The 15,948-nt window shown below is 71.4% G+C and carries 16 protein-coding genes and 1 tRNA gene; 9 read left to right on the forward strand and 8 right to left on the reverse strand.

Annotated elements, in window-relative coordinates; genetic code table 11:
- The first annotated feature begins 194 nt into the window (after positions 1-194).
- Together CK206_RS05690 and CK206_RS05695 are read left to right on the forward strand one after the other, a co-directional pair.
- On the forward strand, positions 195-848 hold the full coding sequence (locus tag CK206_RS05690) for a helix-turn-helix domain-containing protein (protein ID WP_096905840.1): 654 nt from the start codon (positions 195-197) through the stop codon (positions 846-848).
- Positions 835-1,998, forward strand: coding sequence for a site-specific integrase (locus CK206_RS05695; protein WP_096905841.1), 1,164 nt, complete (start codon positions 835-837; stop codon positions 1,996-1,998). The genes CK206_RS05690 and CK206_RS05695 overlap by 14 nt, the downstream gene beginning before the upstream one ends.
- A gap of 5 nt (positions 1,999-2,003) precedes the next feature.
- On the opposite strand, the gene CK206_RS05700 is transcribed toward CK206_RS05695, so the two are convergent.
- Positions 2,004-2,085 (reverse strand) — tRNA-Leu (locus CK206_RS05700).
- 59 nt (positions 2,086-2,144) lie between these two features.
- Here CK206_RS05700 and CK206_RS05705 point away from each other — a divergent pair.
- The 5 genes from CK206_RS05705 to CK206_RS05725 all read left to right on the forward strand — a co-directional run bounded on the left by CK206_RS05705 (position 2,145) and on the right by CK206_RS05725 (position 7,120).
- Complete coding sequence (locus CK206_RS05705; protein WP_096905842.1) at positions 2,145-2,705, forward strand: hypothetical protein; 561 nt, start codon at positions 2,145-2,147, stop codon at positions 2,703-2,705.
- Positions 2,702-3,076: a DUF3817 domain-containing protein gene (locus CK206_RS05710; protein WP_096905843.1), complete on the forward strand. Its 375-nt coding sequence runs from the start codon at positions 2,702-2,704 to the stop codon at positions 3,074-3,076. The genes CK206_RS05705 and CK206_RS05710 overlap by 4 nt, the downstream gene beginning before the upstream one ends.
- 68 nt (positions 3,077-3,144) lie before the next feature.
- Entirely contained in the window at positions 3,145-4,557 is a 1,413-nt protein-coding gene (locus tag CK206_RS05715) for a DASS family sodium-coupled anion symporter (RefSeq protein ID WP_096905844.1), read from the forward strand.
- The gene (locus tag CK206_RS05720) at positions 4,554-6,602 is read left to right on the forward strand and encodes an ATP-binding protein (protein ID WP_096905845.1); all 2,049 of its coding nucleotides are present in this window, start codon (positions 4,554-4,556) and stop codon (positions 6,600-6,602) included. The genes CK206_RS05715 and CK206_RS05720 overlap by 4 nt, the downstream gene beginning before the upstream one ends.
- On the forward strand, positions 6,599-7,120 hold the full coding sequence (locus CK206_RS05725; protein WP_067719896.1) for a response regulator: 522 nt from the start codon (positions 6,599-6,601) through the stop codon (positions 7,118-7,120). The genes CK206_RS05720 and CK206_RS05725 overlap by 4 nt, the downstream gene beginning before the upstream one ends.
- 58 nt (positions 7,121-7,178) lie before the next feature.
- Here the strand turns inward: CK206_RS05725 and CK206_RS05730 are convergent, their stop codons facing one another.
- From CK206_RS05730 to clpS, 7 genes are all read right to left on the reverse strand, one after another.
- The gene (locus CK206_RS05730; RefSeq protein ID WP_067719897.1) at positions 7,179-7,832 is read right to left on the reverse strand and encodes a non-canonical purine NTP pyrophosphatase; all 654 of its coding nucleotides are present in this window, start codon (positions 7,830-7,832) and stop codon (positions 7,179-7,181) included.
- 2 nt (positions 7,833-7,834) lie between these two features.
- On the reverse strand, positions 7,835-8,620 hold the full coding sequence (gene rph / locus CK206_RS05735) for a ribonuclease PH (protein ID WP_096905846.1): 786 nt from the start codon (positions 8,618-8,620) through the stop codon (positions 7,835-7,837).
- 293 nt (positions 8,621-8,913) lie between these two features.
- Positions 8,914-9,693, reverse strand: a complete 780-nt coding sequence (locus tag CK206_RS05740; RefSeq protein ID WP_067719963.1) for an MBL fold metallo-hydrolase — start codon at positions 9,691-9,693, stop codon at positions 8,914-8,916.
- A gap of 73 nt (positions 9,694-9,766) precedes the next feature.
- A complete protein-coding gene (murI, locus tag CK206_RS05745) occupies positions 9,767-10,582 on the reverse strand; it encodes a glutamate racemase (RefSeq protein WP_096907307.1) in 816 nt (271 codons plus the stop codon).
- A complete protein-coding gene (locus CK206_RS05750) occupies positions 10,579-11,268 on the reverse strand; it encodes a rhomboid family intramembrane serine protease (protein WP_096905847.1) in 690 nt (229 codons plus the stop codon). Before CK206_RS05750 ends, murI begins: the two co-directional genes overlap by 4 nt.
- A 40-nt stretch (positions 11,269-11,308) precedes the next feature.
- Positions 11,309-11,929 carry a DUF2017 domain-containing protein gene (locus tag CK206_RS05755; protein ID WP_096905848.1) on the reverse strand — a complete coding sequence of 207 codons (621 nt, stop codon included), beginning with the start codon at positions 11,927-11,929 and terminating at the stop codon, positions 11,309-11,311.
- A 4-nt stretch (positions 11,930-11,933) separates the two neighbouring features.
- Positions 11,934-12,278 carry an ATP-dependent Clp protease adapter ClpS gene (gene clpS / locus CK206_RS05760; RefSeq protein WP_096907308.1) on the reverse strand — a complete coding sequence of 115 codons (345 nt, stop codon included), beginning with the start codon at positions 12,276-12,278 and terminating at the stop codon, positions 11,934-11,936.
- A 53-nt stretch (positions 12,279-12,331) separates the two neighbouring features.
- Between clpS and CK206_RS05765 the strand changes: the two genes are divergently transcribed.
- Positions 12,332-13,681 carry a nicotinate phosphoribosyltransferase gene (locus CK206_RS05765; RefSeq protein ID WP_254050492.1) on the forward strand — a complete coding sequence of 450 codons (1,350 nt, stop codon included), beginning with the start codon at positions 12,332-12,334 and terminating at the stop codon, positions 13,679-13,681.
- Between the two features lie 145 nt (positions 13,682-13,826).
- Positions 13,827-15,935 carry an ATP-dependent DNA helicase gene (locus CK206_RS05770; RefSeq protein WP_096905849.1) on the forward strand — a complete coding sequence of 703 codons (2,109 nt, stop codon included), beginning with the start codon at positions 13,827-13,829 and terminating at the stop codon, positions 15,933-15,935.
- Positions 15,936-15,948: the final 13 nt, after the last annotated feature.

Raw genomic sequence — 15,948 nt, forward strand, 5'->3', positions numbered from 1 at the left:
GAACTGCGGACCGGTGCCCATATACCTGCGCTGGTTCCAAAAGGACGCACTGGTCCCGGGTACGTAGTTGGGCATCTCCCTCGCGGGGATGAGCTGCCTTGTCGCCTCCATGTCTCTCCTACTTTCGTCGTCGTGTTCCCGTGCGGCCTACCCGCTGTTACCGAGATGCTAGCAGTACTACTGAGAGTCCGGTAGTGCTCCCGACTATCGTGTACGCTGAGTTCGTGACGTCAGTGTCGATCCCCGCCACGATCGGGGCCAATGCAAGAGCCATCCGCCTTGAGGCCGGAGCCACGCTCCAGGAGGTCGCTACGCAATGCCAGAAGTACGGACTGCGCTGGTCATTCGGTCGCGTCGGAGACCTGGAGAGAGGCAAGGTGCAGGCCACGTTGCCTACCCTCTTGGCCCTTGCCCATGCCTTATCGGAGCTGGACCCCGAAGGGGTCTCACTGAGCGATCTACTGGAGACCGATGAGGATCTGGAGGTGACCGAGCAGCTGACCATCCCGGCAGAGGAACGGCGACGCCTCCTCACGGGCCAGCGGGTGAAGGCAGATCTCCGCACCACGCTGACCGATGCTCATACCGGGGAGAAGATCGCACCGACGGTAAACGGTGCCCTCGTGCTCGTAAAGCTCAGTAGAACCGACGTCGAGCGCAAGGTCGCCCGAGACCTCGGGGTGAGTATCGATCAGCTGGAGGAGGCCATGGCAGAGCTGTGGGGGGCCTCTTACACCGAGGAGCGCACCCGCAGGGCTGGCAAGGGTTCCACCAGACAGCGCAAGGCCCGCGTCGGAAAGGATCTGCGTCGAGAGCTTCGGGAGGCGTTGAACCTTGGCGACGATTGAGCGGTACTCCACGAAGTCCGGCCCCCGTTACCGCGTCAGGTACCGCACCCCTGACCGCCGCCAGACGGACAAGCGGGGATTCACGACGAAGCGCGAAGCTCAAGCGTTCTTAAACACAGTGGAGGTCTCCAAGCTGGAAGGCCGATACGTCTCGCACAGTGCTTCCAGGACGACGATTTCCCAGGTGGCGTCGGAGTGGATGACCATCTCCGAGGCCAGCAAGGCCCCATCCTCGTGGCGCTCATACGAGACCGCCTGGAGGGTCCACGTCATGCCGACATGGGGCTCCACGGCTATCGGCGACGTGACGCTGACCGGAGTCAACAGGTGGCTAGCAACGATGGAGCGCAAGGACGGCCGGGCGGGCAAGCCAGCCCCGGCCACCATCGAGCGGGCCTACACCGTTCTGCTGTCCATCCTGGACGTGGCGGTGGCGGACAAGCTGCTGCACTCCAACCCGGCCCGCGGTGCCGAGGTACCCGCCCGGCAACCTAAGCGCAGGACGTATCTGACCGCACGCCAAGTGGCGCTGCTTGCCTCGCACAGTGGTGAGCGTGCCGAGCTCGTCCTGACGCTGGCCTACACAGGACTTAGATGGGGTGAAGCTATTGCCCTACGTCGGAGGGACGTGGACCTGGAGGCCCGGCGCATCCATGTGGACCGCTCCGTGACACAGATTGGGTCCAGGCTGGTCGAGGGGACACCCAAGACATCTACCGGAGTCCGTCAGGTACCCATTCCCGAGTTCCTCGTTCAGCGCCTGGAGCAACACCTTCTGAGCATTGGGGAGGATGATCTCGTCTTCCCTGGGCACGATGGCGACTATCTGCCCTCCCCTGACGTGAGACGGGGTTGGTTCGCTCGTGCGCAGCGTCAGGCGGAGCTCCCCCGGGTCCGCATCCACGACCTTCGTCACACTTGCGCATCCCTGGCAGTGTCTGCTGGGGCCAATGTCAAGGCGCTCCAGCGAATGCTCGGGCACGCGAAGGCCAGCATGACCCTGGACGTGTACTCCGACCTCTTCGACTCGGACCTGGATTCAGTCGCCGATGCCCTGAATCAGATGCACCGGGATTGTGGGCAAGATGTGGGCACGAAGACCGCCACCGGAGGCCAAGCAGGTCGTCTAGCAGGCAATTCACTGCCCTAACTCGGTGCGCCCGGGGAGACTTGAACTCCCACGTCCGTAGACACTGGAACCTAAATCCAGCGCGTCTGCCAATTCCGCCACGGGCGCGTCACCCGGGGGTACCGGGCGAGATGAGCTTACCGTGTGGTCAGAGGTACCGTGGAGGCGTGTCCGACACCCTTGGCTCCCACGCGACCGGAAGTGCAACGGCTTCCGGCGACCCGGCGCGGACCAGGGTCAAGCACCGCCCGGGGTGGATCGCGTTCGTCGTCCTGGGCGCGATCTTCTGCATGGGCATGGGACTGTGGCAGCTCGCCCGCTACCAGGAGGCCACCGGGACCGCGCAGAACCTCGGGTACACGTTCATGTGGCCGTTCCTCGCCGGGTTCCTCGTCTACGCGTACCTGAAGTACGTGCGCATGGAGGCCCGTGAGGACGACTGGGCCTCCGCCTCGGCGGGTGCCGCGGACGGACCGGGTACCGACAACGAGGACGACGACGAGGCCGACCACCGCGCGCCCGACCATCCGGCCGCCGGGAAGAACCGAACGGGCCGGGACCGCTTCGGCGTCATGACGGAGATCCCCTCGGACCTGCTGCCGACGCGTCGACCCGCCCGGGACGAGGCGGTCCGGGACGAAGGTCTGGACGCCTACAACTCTTATCTCGCCGAACTCGCCCGGAAAGACCGGGCCGACGGCACCCACCAGGAGAAGCCTGCTTCATGACCGCCGCAGCCACCCAGCAGACCGACAACCGCAAGCCTGATCCGGGGGGCAGGATCGCCGGCGCGCTCAAGCGCTATCGGGTCCTGGCCTGGATCACCGGCGTGTGGTTGCTCGTGCTCACCGTGGAGATGATCTACAAGTATCTGATCCTGGAGAACTCCTCGGACGCGCCCGACTGGTTCACCTACATCGGTCAGGCCCACGGTGTGTTCTACATCCTGTACCTGTTCATGACGCTGGACCTGGCGATCAAGGCCCGCTGGCCCGCGTCGCGGACCCTGCTCACCGCGCTGGCGGGGACGATCCCGTTCCTGTCGTTCTGGTTCGAGCACAAGCGGACCCGGGACGTCCACGCCGAGTACGCGGTCTGATCCGCCCGTGATCTGACGCGATGCCGACCAGCCGTGACCGTGACCTCAGATGACGGTGCTGGTCTGACATGCCTGTGATCGCCGCGGCCAGGCGCCTGCCCGGGACTACGGTGCAGCGCGTCGGCCTGGCGCTCGCCGTCCTGGTCCCGGTCGCGGTGTTGTTCGCCGATCTCCCGGGCCTCGACCCGCCCGCCCAGCGCATGCTGGCGGTGTTCTCCGTGGCGGTCATCCTGTGGGTCACCGAGGCGATCCCCCTGGTCGCCACGGCGGTCCTGGTGATCTTCCTGCAGGTCCTGCTCATCTCCGACGAAGCTCTGGTCGGCTTCGGTGACACCGCGTTCGAGGCACCCACGGCGGAGTCGATCTACGCCACCCTGGCCCACCCCGTCATCATCCTGTTCCTGGGCGGCTTCCTCCTGGCTGACGGCGCCGCCAAATACCGACTGGACCGCAACCTCACCGCGGTGATGCTGCGGCCGTTCCGCGGCAACCTCCGGCTCACCGTGTTCGGACTGATGTTCATCACCGCCGTGCTCTCGGCGTTCATGTCCAACACCGCCACCACCGCCACCATGCTCGCGGTCCTCATCCCCGTCCTGGCGGTGTCCCCGTCCCCCGCCGCCCGTGCGGGGCTGGCGTTGAGCATCCCCGTCGCCGCCACGGTGGGTGGCCTGCTCACCCCGGTCAGTTCGCCGCCCAACGCGATCGCGGTGGGCACCCTCGCGGACCAGGGCATCCGCATCACCTTCGTCGACTGGCTGCTGGCGACCGGACCGTTGGTCATGGTCCTGCTGGTCGTGGCATGGGCCGTGTTGTCGGTCCGCTACCTCGACCGTGGCGTGGCCGTGGACATCGACGTGCGAGTGGACCTCGACACGCGTCCCCGGGCGGTCCTGTTCTACGTGGTCGCCGGACTCACCGTGGTGCTGTGGCTCACCGAGGCCGCGCACGGTATCCCGGCGGCGACGGTGGCGTTCCTGCCCGTCACCGTGCTGCTGGCCACCTCTGTGATGACCGGCGAGGACCTGCGGCGCCTGCAGTGGCCGGTGCTGTGGTTGGTCGCCGGCGGGATCGCGTTGGGCAGCGGGGTCGCCGCCACGGGGCTCGACGAGTGGATGATCGGGCTGGTCGACTGGGCGACCCTGCCGGGGCTGGCAGTCACACTGGGATTGCTCACCCTGGCCCTGCTCCTGGGCACGCTCATCTCGAACTCCGCCACGGCCAATCTGCTCATCCCGCTGGTGCCGGGCCTGGCGGTGACCGTCGGCTCGGATTCGGTGATCCTGGCCGTGGCCCTGGCCGTCGTCTGCGGCCTCGGTATGGCTCTGCCGGTGTCCACCCCGCCCAACGCGATCGCCTACGCCACCGGCGAGATCCGTACCAAGGACATGGCCGCGATCGGCATCGTCGTCGGCGTGGTCGGGTTGGTGCTGGTGGCGTTCGTCATGCCCGCCTGGTGGTCCCTGACAGGCCTGACATGACCGCCCGCGACACGACCCCGCCGCGCCCGATCACCCGTGACGAGGGCCGGCCCCTCCGGCCGATTCTGGTGGTGGGCCACGGCCCGGTCGCCGCCGCCGTCGCCCGCGAGATCGACAGCGCGGCCAGCGCGGCCAGCGCGGGTACGGCCAGCCCGGCCGGCGCGGATGCGGCCGAGGTGATCGTCCACCGCGCCGACGATCCCGCGGCCGCGTCCCGGCTCGTCGCCGCGCTCGGCGGCACCGCCGCCGGTCCGGAGGTGGTGGTCGCGGTCGGCGACGAGCACCATCCCGACGCGATCCTCAGCGCGGTCGTCTCCGCCTCCGGGCCGGAGGATCCGCCGCCGCGACTGCTCGTGGTCACCTCCGGCGCCACGGTCACCGGGATCGAGCGGGCGGTCGACGCGGGCCTGCTCGACGGCGTCGTGGCGGTGCCGTGGGCGCCCGGCGAACTGGGCCCGCGGATCCTCATCTGGTGGGCCAGGCTGGACGCCGGGCGCCGCCGGGACGCCGAGGGCGGGCCCGAGCACGCCGCCCTGCGCCACCGCGCCCCCACCGGGATACCCGGAGTGCACCCGCGGGCCGCCGAACTGCTGCCGTCGCTGCGGGGCTCGCGGCGGACCGCCGTCGCCGAACTCGTGGACGCGCTCGAGGAGTCCCTCGGCCCCCGCCCGCGGATCGAGCTTCCGCCCGGCGTCGTCCTGTCCCGCCGCGACGCCCGGCTCGGTGGGCTCTACATCCTGCTGCGCGGCGAGGTCGAGGTCCTCATCCCGGGCCGCCCCTTCCCCGAGGGCCAGAACCCCTACCGTGGCGGCCCGTTGATCGGGCTGCCGGGCCTCGTCGGCGACCGCACCGCCCTGCACACCACCCGGACCCTCACCGACTGCGCGCTCGTGCACCTGTCCGAGGAACAACTCGTCACCGCCCTGACCCGCAGCCCCCGCGTCGGGACCGCACTGGGCGTGGCCGCCGTCCACGGACTCGACGACCGGCTCCGCCACGCCGAGTCACAGCGCCTCACCGAGACCGAACTCGCGGTGCGCCTGCGCGAGGAGCGCGAGCGGCTCGCCGACGCCCTCGACGCCCTGTCCGAGGCCCGCGTCGAGCTCATGAGCCAGGCCTCCGCCGCCGCGATCGGACAGATGGCGGCCGGGCTGTTCCACGAGCTCAACAACCCGCTGGCCGCCCTCGAGGGCGCCCGCGACCACCTGCTGGCCGACCTCGAGACCCTCGTCGCCCGCGGCGGGGACGCCGAGCTGGTGACCAGGGCGCTCCGCCGCGCGCGGACCGCGAAGGCGCGCCCCACGGCCGAACTGCGCAGCGCGCGCCGGCGGGTCCGTGCCGTGCTGCCGGACGCCGAGACCACCCGCAGGGTGGTGGCCGCCGGATTGGACGACGACGAGACGCTCCGGGCCCTCTCGTCGTCGTCACCCGGTACGCGCGAGGCCGTCGTCACGGCGGCGGCGATCGGCTCGGCGGCCCGCAACCTCGACCTCGCGGTGGATCACATCGCCGACCTCGTGTCCTCGCTGCGCTCGTCCATGCGCCCGCTCGACGCCGCCTACGTCCCCACCGACGTCGCCACGACCATCGACGACGCGCTGCGCATCACCGCCCACCGTCTGCCCGGGGTCCAGGTGGTCCGCGACATCGCCGAGGGCCTGCCGGACGTCACCGCCCACCCAGGCCAGCTGACCCAGGTGTGGATCAACCTGCTCACCAACGCCGCCGACGTCCTCACCGGCCCGCAGGCCCCGCCCGACCCCCGGGTCCGGATCGGTGCCGGGGCCTCGAACGGCGGCGAGGTGATCGTCACCGTCACGGACAACGGCCCCGGCGTGCCGGACGAGATCAGCGACAAGATCTTCGAGCCCCGCTTCACGACCAAATCCGGACGCATACGCTTTGGGCTGGGCCTGGGGCTGGGGATCAGCCACCGGATCGTGCTCGACCACGACGGCGTGATCGACCTCGACTCCCGGCCGGGGCACACCGCATTCCGGGTGACCCTGCCCGCCGCCGACCACAGCGAGGAGCCCCTGACGTGACGCACGCCCGATCCGCCCGAGCCGTCCCCGACCCGCGACTCACGATCCTGGTCCTCGAGGACGAACCCGAGGTCCGCGAGGCACTCGAGGCCGATCTCGCGCCGTTCGCCGACATCGCCCGCGTAGAACCCGCCGAGGACGTGCCCGACGCCCACGCCGTGCTGGACGAGGTCGCGGCTGACGGCGACGTGCTCGCGTTGGTCCTGGCCGACCACCGGCTGCCCGGACGCTCCGGGACCGACTTCCTCGTGGAGCTCATGGCCTCGGGCCGGCACCCACACGTGCGGACCGTGCTGGTGACCGGCCAGGCCGACCACGCCGACACCATCCGCGCGGTCAACGAAGGCGGGCTGGACTATTACGTCGCCAAGCCGTGGAACCCCGACGACCTACGAGCACTCGTACGTCGGCAGCTCACCGAGTACGTCCTGTGGTCGGGCGCCGACCCGGTCCCCCACCTGCGCGTGCTCGAGACCGAGCGGGCACTGGAGGCCGTGCGCGGACGCAGCGAGCTCTAGTCGGCACCGGCATCCGACCGGCGCGCGTCGGCCAGCGTGCGCCGGTCGGATGCCGCCGTCAGGCCCGCTCGGCGAGTACCCGCAGCGCCGGCACCAGGGCGCGCAGGGCCCGGCCACGGTGCGAGGCCGCGTCCTTCTCCTCCGGGCTGAGCTCGGCGGCGGCGCGGTCGGACCCCTCGGGCATGAACAGCGGATCGTACCCGAATCCGCCTTCACCACGCGACTGCCGCAACACGCGGCCCGGCCAGCGGCCCTCCTGCACGATCTCGCCCACCCCGTCCTGAGCAGCAGGCGAGCCCGCAGCGTGCGGGACGCCCTGACCGACCAGCGCGCACGCCGAGACGAACGCCGCTCCCCGGCGCTCCTCCGGCACATCCGCCAGCTGCGCGAGCAGGAGCGCGTTGTTCGCGGCGTCGTCGCCGTGCCGCCCGGCCCAGCGCGCCGACAGGACCCCGGGCATGCCGTTGAGGGCGTCCACCGCCAGTCCCGAGTCGTCCGCCAGGCACGGCAGGCCGGTCGCCTGCGCACCGGATCGGGCCTTGATCAGCGCGTTGTCCGCGAAGGTGGCGCCGTCCTCGGGCTCCTCCGGGTACTCCGGCACCTCGTCCAGTCCCACCGGCTCGATGCCGACGATCCCCGCCGACTCCAGCACCCGGCGCAGCTCGGCCAGCTTCTTGGCATTGCGGCTCGCGACCACCAGGCGAACGGTCACGACTACCGCCCTCGGTTCCGTGCAGCCGGCGGCGACGGCAACTCGCCCGGGTAGGGCGCCGCGAGGGCCTCGCGCTGCATCTCGAACAGTCGCTCGCAGCCGGCCTGCGCCGAGTCGAGCATCGCGTCCAGCAGGTCGCGGCCGAACGCCGCGCCCTCGGCGGTCCCCTGGACCTCGATGAGCTTGCCGCCGTCGGTGCACACCACGTTCATGTCCACCTCGGCCCGCGAATCCTCCTCATAGGGCAGGTCGCACAGGACGCGGCCGTCGACGACGCCGACGCTCACCGCGGCGACCGCCCCGGTGAGCGGGTTGCCGGTGACCGCGCCCTTGGCCTGCAGCCACGTGATCGCGTCCGCCAGGGCCACGTACGCGCCGGTGATCGCCGCGGTCCGTGTCCCGCCGTCGGCCTGCAGGACATCGCAATCCAGGGCGATCGTGTTCTCCCCCAGCGCGGACAGGTCGATGCAGGCCCGCAGGGAGCGGCCCACCAGACGGCTGATCTCGTGGGTGCGACCGCCCACCTTGCCGCGGACCGACTCCCGGCCCGAGCGCTCGTGGGTCGCGGCCGGCAGCATCGCATACTCCGCCGTGAGCCACCCCAGGCCCGAACCCTTGCGCCACCGCGGCACGCCCTCGGTGACGCTTGCCGTACACATGACGCGGGTCTGCCCGAAGGTGACGAGGACCGACCCCGCCGGGTGCGAGGTGAACCCCCGCGTGATGGTCACGTCCCGCAGGTCGGCGTCGCCGCGTCCGTCTGCTCTGCTGCTGTTCGATGAGGTCACGACCGCCGATCCTAGCCGCCGGACGCCGGCCCCGGAGGGGCAGGCGGTGTGGGTGGGGCCGGCGGACGCCTCCTGGTGAGGTGCCGCCGGCGAGACGCCGACGCTGTCGCCGCAGCTGACGCCGCCGGACTGGCTTATGCGCTCTCTTTGGTCCATTCGCGCAGCTCAACCCCGGCGGATGCGTACATTCCCCAGGCACAAGCCAGGAGTGGCTCACAAGTCAGGAGCGGCCGGGAGGGGCCGTAGCGGGAAGGGCCGGGGCCGGGAGGGGTCGGGTGGTGCCGACCCGCCACCTAGACGGTGATCCGCAGATCCGGCTCCGCCAGCAGGATCTCCCCGCCGAACTCGACGGCCGCCTCCGCGCGCACCGCCTCGCGGTCCACCCACGGCGGGATGTGGGTCAGCACGAGACGACCCACGCCGGCGCGGTGAGCGGTCAGGCCCGCCTCCGCCCCCGACATGTGGATGCCCGGCGGGCGTCCCTCCTCGTGCGTCCAGGACGCCTCACAGAGCAGGACGTCCGCGCCGACCGCCAGCTCGACCAGGGCGTCGCAATAGGCGGTGTCCCCGCTGTACGCCAGGACCCGGCCGCTACGGGAGGTCAGGCGCATTCCGTACGACTCCGGAGGATGCTCCACCCGGTCGGCCCGCACGCGCAGGGCCACCTCGTCGTCGTCGCCCCTCATCTCCACCTCGGGCGCGACGTCCCACGTGGCCACGTCGAACGTGTCCGACAGGTCGTCGACCGTCCCCGGCTCCTCCGCCGACGCCACCCCGATCCGGTAGGCCGTCCCGGACGGCCCGACCAGCGGCACGCGGCCCGCGCCCTTCGCACCGGGGCCGAAGCGCCGCAGGACCAACAGACTCGGGACATCCAGGCAGTGGTCGGCGTGGAGGTGGGACAGCAGGACGGTCGCGTCCTCGGGGGCCACGTGTCGTTGCAGCGCGCCGAGGACACCGGGCCCCATGTCGATCACCACGGGGGCGAGACCGTCGACCTCCACCAGATACCCGGACGCCGGCGAGGTGGGTCCACCGATACTTCCCGAGCACCCGAGGACAGTCAGAAACATGGGCACCATCGTGCCACGCCGCACCGCGTGTCGTGGTGTTCGCGGCTGTGCCCGCGATGCGTGTCACCGTCCATCAGTCCGACACCGCCCGCCCGACGGCCACCAGACCGGGGCCGAGGAACCGTGACGCCACCCGGCGGAAGGCGTCGGGATCACCGGTGACGAGGTACTCGTGGGTCGCCGGCTCGGCCGCGTCGTGTGGCCGCAACAGGTCCTGCGCGGTGAGTACCCGCAGCACGTCCTTGGCGGTCTCCTCCGCGCTCGAGACCAGCGTGACGTGGTCCCCCGCCGCCAACTGCACCACACCGGACAGCAACGGGTAATGGGTGCACCCCAGCACCAGGGTGTCGACGTCGGCGTCCCGGATCGGGGCGAGATATGCCTCCGCCAACCCGAGCACCTGACGGCCACTGGTGATGCCGCGCTCGACGAACTCGACGAACTTCGGACACGCCACCGACGTCAGCTCGATCCCGGCCGCCGCGGCCACCGCGTCGTCGTACGCCCGCGACGCGACCGTCGCGCGGGTGGCGATGACCCCGATCCGGCCCGACCGGGTGGTGGCCACCGCGCGCCGGGCCGCCGGCTGGATGACCTCCACGACCGGTACCGGGTAGCGCTCGCGGGCGTCGCGGAGCATCGCCGCCGACGCCGTGTTGCACGCGATCACCAACACCTTGACCCCGCGGTCGACGAGTTGGTCCGCCACCGCGAGGGCGTGCGCCCGGACCTCGGCCAGCGGCAACGGACCGTACGGCCCGTTGGCGGTGTCACCGACGTAGACGACCGACTCGTCGGGGAGCTGGTCCACGATCGCCCGGGCCACCGTCAGACCGCCGGCGCCCGAGTCGAACACCCCGATGGGAGCCTGCGGGTCGGGGCGCGTCACCTCCGCGGTCCGGTGGACCACCGCGGCTGGGTGGCGAGCTGTTGCTGCGGTGTCCGGTCGCGCTTGAGGCCGTACGCCGACGCCACGCCGCCGATCGCGCCCCCGAGATGGCCCTGCCAGGACACCCCGTCCAGCATCGGCGACAGGCCCGCCAGCGCCTCGAGCCCGTAGTAGAAGCCGATGACCAGTCCGATCACCAGGTGCAGGATGCGCCGGGAGAAGAAGCCCCGGACGATGACGTAGAAGATGTAGCCGAACACGATCCCGGAAGCCCCGATGTGGACGGTCCCGGTGCCGCCGAGCAACCAGGACACCACTCCCGAGATCAGCCACGACACGAGGGTGACGGTGACCAGCGGCCGGATCCCGGACAGGGCGATGATCGACCCCAGCACGAGCAGGGCGATCGAGTTACCGATCAGGTGCGCCCAGTCCCCGTGCAGCAGCGGCTGGAACACGATGCCGAGCAGCCCGTCCGTCGCCAGCGGCTGGACCCCGTAGCCGTCGAGGGTCTGCTGGGGTCCGATCGCCGCGATGATCACCTGGTCCGCCGCCTCGACCACCCACATCAGGGCGACGAGCGACCACAGCAGGACCAGGGCCGGCCAGCGCCGCGGCCCCGGGTCCGCCGGGCGGGTCGCGCCGGCGCCGGTACCCGGCCACGGCGAACGGGGGTCTCGGTTCACGATGTTCTCCTCATTGCCCGTCGTCTCACAGCCCGTCGTCTCACAGCCCGTCGAGGGCCGTGCACAGGGAGTCCTGCATGAAGGTCAGCCAGTGGTACACGTCCAACTGGGCGGACCGGGGGTCATCGTCGGGCACGTACTCGGGGATGTCGGTGGCGGCGACCCCGTCGAATGAGCCCGCCTCCAGCAGGACGGCGCCCAGCCCCAGCCGCACATCATTGAGGCACCGCATCCACGAGTTCGCCTGCTCGAGGGTCAGCGACACCGTCCCGCCCCGCGACGGCAACGAACGCAGCACCACGCCCGCGCAGCCGAGTTTCGCGTCGATGATCGCCGGCTCGTGGATCATCCGCATGCCCGAGTTGTGGGCCCGCGCGACGGCCGCCCCGTCCGTGTCGGACCCGTCCGCACTGTCGGCCGCCTCGGGGCGGTGGAAGTCCGGCAACAACCGCGCCAGGGGCGCCTCGGCGGGCACCTGCGAGTGGCCGCTGCGCATCCCGGTGATCTCGGCCAGCTCATCGCGCGGGGCGGAGTCCCGGCGCTGTTCGAGCATGTCCACCACGTTGGAGACCAGGGCGTGCAGGATCTGCACCTCGTGGTTCTCCATGACCGACTTGATGCGCGCCCCACCGAGGGACGCCTTGCGCTGCCACGCCTTCACCGCCTCACGCCTCCCGCTGCATCGTGGCCCACAGTCCGGCCTCCTGCAGCTTGCGGACGTCGTTCTCGACCTTGTCGCGGCTGCCGGACGACACCACCGCCCGTCCGTCGTTGTGGACCTTGAGCATCAGGTCATGCGCCTTCTCCCTGCTGTAGCCGAACACCCGCTGGAACACGTACGTCACGTAACTCATCAGGTTCACCGGGTCGTCCCAGACCACGGTGAGCCAGGGGCTGTCCACCCCGCCGTCGAGGTCCGCGTCCGTGGACTCCACTGGCGCGGCCGACGGCATCGCCATCACCGGGGCGGTGCTCCGGACGGCCGCAAGCGGTGTCGTCACAGGGTGCATGGAACCCAGGATACGGATTCCCGCCGGGTAGGCCACGCCGTAGAGTCGCCCCCGTGACCCCGCCGACTCCCTCCCATGTCACGCCCGCCGCCGGGCGACCGTCCACCGCCCTGCTCACGGACAAGTACGAGCTCACCATGATCCGTGCGGCCCTGGCGGACGGCACCGCCGACCGGCTCTGTGTGTTCGAGGTCTTCGCCCGACGCCTGCCCTCCGGCCGTAGGTACGGGGTGGTCGGCGGCACCGGTCGGCTCCTCGAACGCGTGGCGGACTTCCGGTTCGACGACGAGGAGATCGAGGCACTGTCGGACTCGCTCGACGAGCGGACCATCGACTGGCTCCGCGACTTCCGCTTCACGGGAGACGTGGACGGCTACGCGGAGGGCGAACTGTTCTTCCCCGGCTCGCCCGTGCTGAGCATCCGGGGCGGGTTCGCGGAGTGCGTCGTACTCGAGACCCTGGTCCTGTCCGTGCTCAACCACGACAGCGCGATCGCCTCGGCCGCCGCGCGCATGACCTCGGCGGCGTACGGCCGCCCCATCATCGAGATGGGGTCCCGCCGCACACACGAGGAAGCGGCGGTCGCCGCGGCCCGGGCCGCCTACCTCACCGGGTTCGACTCCACCTCCAACGTGGAGGCGACGCGCCGGCACGGCGTGCCCTCCGCCGGGACGTCCGCCCACTCGTTCACCCTGCTGCACACCGGCCCGGAGGGCCCGGACGAGGCGGCCGCCTTCCGCTCGCAGGTGAAGACCCTCGGTGTGGACACCACCCTCCTGGTGGACACCTACGACATCGCGACGGGCGTGGCGACGGCGATCGAGGTCGCCGGGCCCGGACTCGGCGGCGTCCGCATCGACTCCGGGGACCTGGGGGTGCTCGCCCGCCAGGTCCGCGGTCAGCTGGACGCCCTCGGAGCCCGCAACACCCGGATCGTGGTCTCCGGGGACCTCGACGAGTACGCGATCGCCGCTCTGCGCGCGGAGCCGGTCGACGTGTACGGCGTCGGCACCCGGCTCGTGACCGGCTCGGGCGCCCCGACCGCCGGCATGGTCTACAAACTCGTCGAGGTCGACGGGATCCCCGTGGCCAAACGCTCCGCCCAGAAGGAGTCCCTGCCCGGCGCCAAGCGCGCGGTCCGCCACCACCGCCGCTCGGGCACCGCCGTCGAGGAAGTACTGCTGCCGTGGTCCGGGGACGCCCCCGAGGAGCCCGGTCTCGTGACTCGCGATCTCATGGTCCCGCTGATCCGGGGCGGCCAGACCGTACCCGGGCTCCCCACCCTCGAGCAATCACGCGCCCACCACACCGCCGTGATGGTGTCCCTGCCGTGGGAGGGGCTCGCGCTGAGTCAGGGCGACCCCGCCATCCCCGTGAGGGTCATCCCCCCGGCCACCCGCTGAGCGGAGCAGTCGGTCGACCGCCGACGCACCCGGGTGGGCCCCGAGCCGGCCGGGTCTGCCCCCGAGCCGCCCGGGTCTGCCCCCCGAGCCGCCCGGCGGCCCGGCGGCCCGGGCCACTGTCCGGTGCGGCCGCTAGGGTATCCGCGTGACCGACTCGCTCCCCCCCGTCTCCGACCTGCTCGCCACCGCGGTCGCGGGTCTGGGCGGCAGCGAACGCACGGGCCAGGTGACGATGGCCGAGGCCGTGGGCAACGCCCTGGCGACGGGGGAACACCTCGCCGTCCAGGCCGGCACGGGCACCGGTAAGTCCCTGGCCTACCTGGTGCCGGCGCTGCGCCACGCCGTGGCCACCGGGAACACCGTGGTGGTCTCCACCGCGACCATCGCGCTACAGAACCAGTTGGTCGACCGCGACCTTCCGCGCCTGTCCAAGGCGCTCCGCCCGGAACTCGGCGTGAGTCCCTCCCACGCGATCCTCAAGGGCCGGGGCAACTACCTGTGCCTGCACCGGGTGAGCTCGGGGCCGGTCGACGAGGCCGACCCGGAGGAGGTGGAGACCGAGGAGCTGTTCGACCTGCCCCTCGGCGGCGAGTCCACGGCCGCGCGCACCCCACGTGAGGCCGCCCCCAGGGACACCGGCCCGAGCTCGTGGCTGGGCCGCGAGATCGCCCGCCTGCACGACTGGGCGCAGGACACGGACACGGGCGACCGCGACGACCTGCCCCGCGGTGTCTCCGATGCGGCGTGGCGGCAGGTGTCGGTGACCAGTCGCGAGTGTCTGGGGCAGGTCTGCCCCGAGTTCTCCGAGTGCTTCGCCGAACTGGCCCGCCAGGAGGCCGGCCGCGCCGACGTGGTGGTGACCAACCACGCGCTGCTCGCGATCGACGCCATGACCGATGTCTCCGTGCTGCCCGAACACGACGCCGTGGTGATCGACGAGGCCCACGAGCTGTCCGACCGGGTGACCGGCGTGACCACCGCCGAACTCACCGGCGCGGCCGTGATCCAGGCCGCGCGCCGGGCGGCGAAGCTCGTCGACCAGCAGACCGCGGACCGCATGGTCGCCGCCGGGGAGGGCCTCGCGACGCTGCTGGAGATCTGTCCCGAGGCGCGATGGGACCTCATGCCCGAGGGCGCGGACCTCGCGCTGGCCGCTGTCCGCCACACCGCCGAGAACTGTCGCAGCGCGGTCCCGGGTCCCAAGCCCGGAGAGGCCGCCGGTGACCCACAGGGTGCCTCCGACCGTCAGAAGACCCTCGCCGCGCTGGACGAGATCGCCGACGCCGCAGACCGCATCCTCTCCTCGTTCGAGCGGCCGGTCACCGAGCGCCTCGAGATCGTGTGGATGAGCGTGGAGGACCGGCGTGGACGGATCCTGCGCGTCGCTCCCCTGTCCGTCGCCGGGCTCCTGCGTGCCCGCCTGTTCGCCGAGTCCACGGTGATCCTCACCTCCGCGACCCTCACCACGGGCGGGAAGTTCGACGGGCTCGCCGCCACCTGGGGACTGCCGCCCGCCTCGTCGGCACGCCCGGACACGGCGAGCGCGGTGTCGCTCGAACCGCCCTCCGACGACGACGCGAGCGCACTGCGGTGGACGGGCCTCGACGCGGGATCCCCGTTCGACTACCGCCGCAACGGCATCCTCTACGTGGCAGCTCACCTCCCCGCGCCCGGCCGGGAGGGCCCGTCGCCCGCGGCCGAGGAGGAACTGGTCGACCTCATCACCGCCGCCGGGGGCCGCACGCTCGGACTGTTCTCGTCGATGCGCGCGGCGAAGGCGGCCGCCGAACTGCTCCGCGAACGACTCGACACGCCCGTCCTCTGCCAGGGCGAGGACTCGACGGCCAACCTCGTCGCCACGTTCGCTGCCGACGAGGAGACGACCCTCGTGGGCACCCTGTCGCTGTGGCAGGGCGTCGATGTCCCGGGACGGACCCTGTCGCTGGTCGTGATCGACCGCATCCCGTTCCCCCGTCCCGATGATCCGCTGCTCTCGGCGCGTCAGCGTGCGGTGGCGGCCCGCGGGGGGAACGGGTTCCTCGCCGTCGCCGGTAACCACGCCGCCCTCCTGCTCGCACAGGGCGTGGGCCGGCTGCTCCGCCGCACCGAGGACCGCGGCGTGGTGGCGGTGCTCGACTCCCGCCTGGTCACCGCACGGTACGGCGGTTACCTGCGCGCCTCCCTGCCGCCGTTCTGGCAAACCACCGACAAGGATGTCGTGACCGGCGCCCTGGAGCGCCTGCGCGACGCTTGAACGCTCCCCGGGG

The sequence above is a fragment of the Dietzia sp. WMMA184 genome, assembly GCF_002441635.1.
Taxonomy (GTDB): domain Bacteria; phylum Actinomycetota; class Actinomycetes; order Mycobacteriales; family Mycobacteriaceae; genus Dietzia; species Dietzia kunjamensis.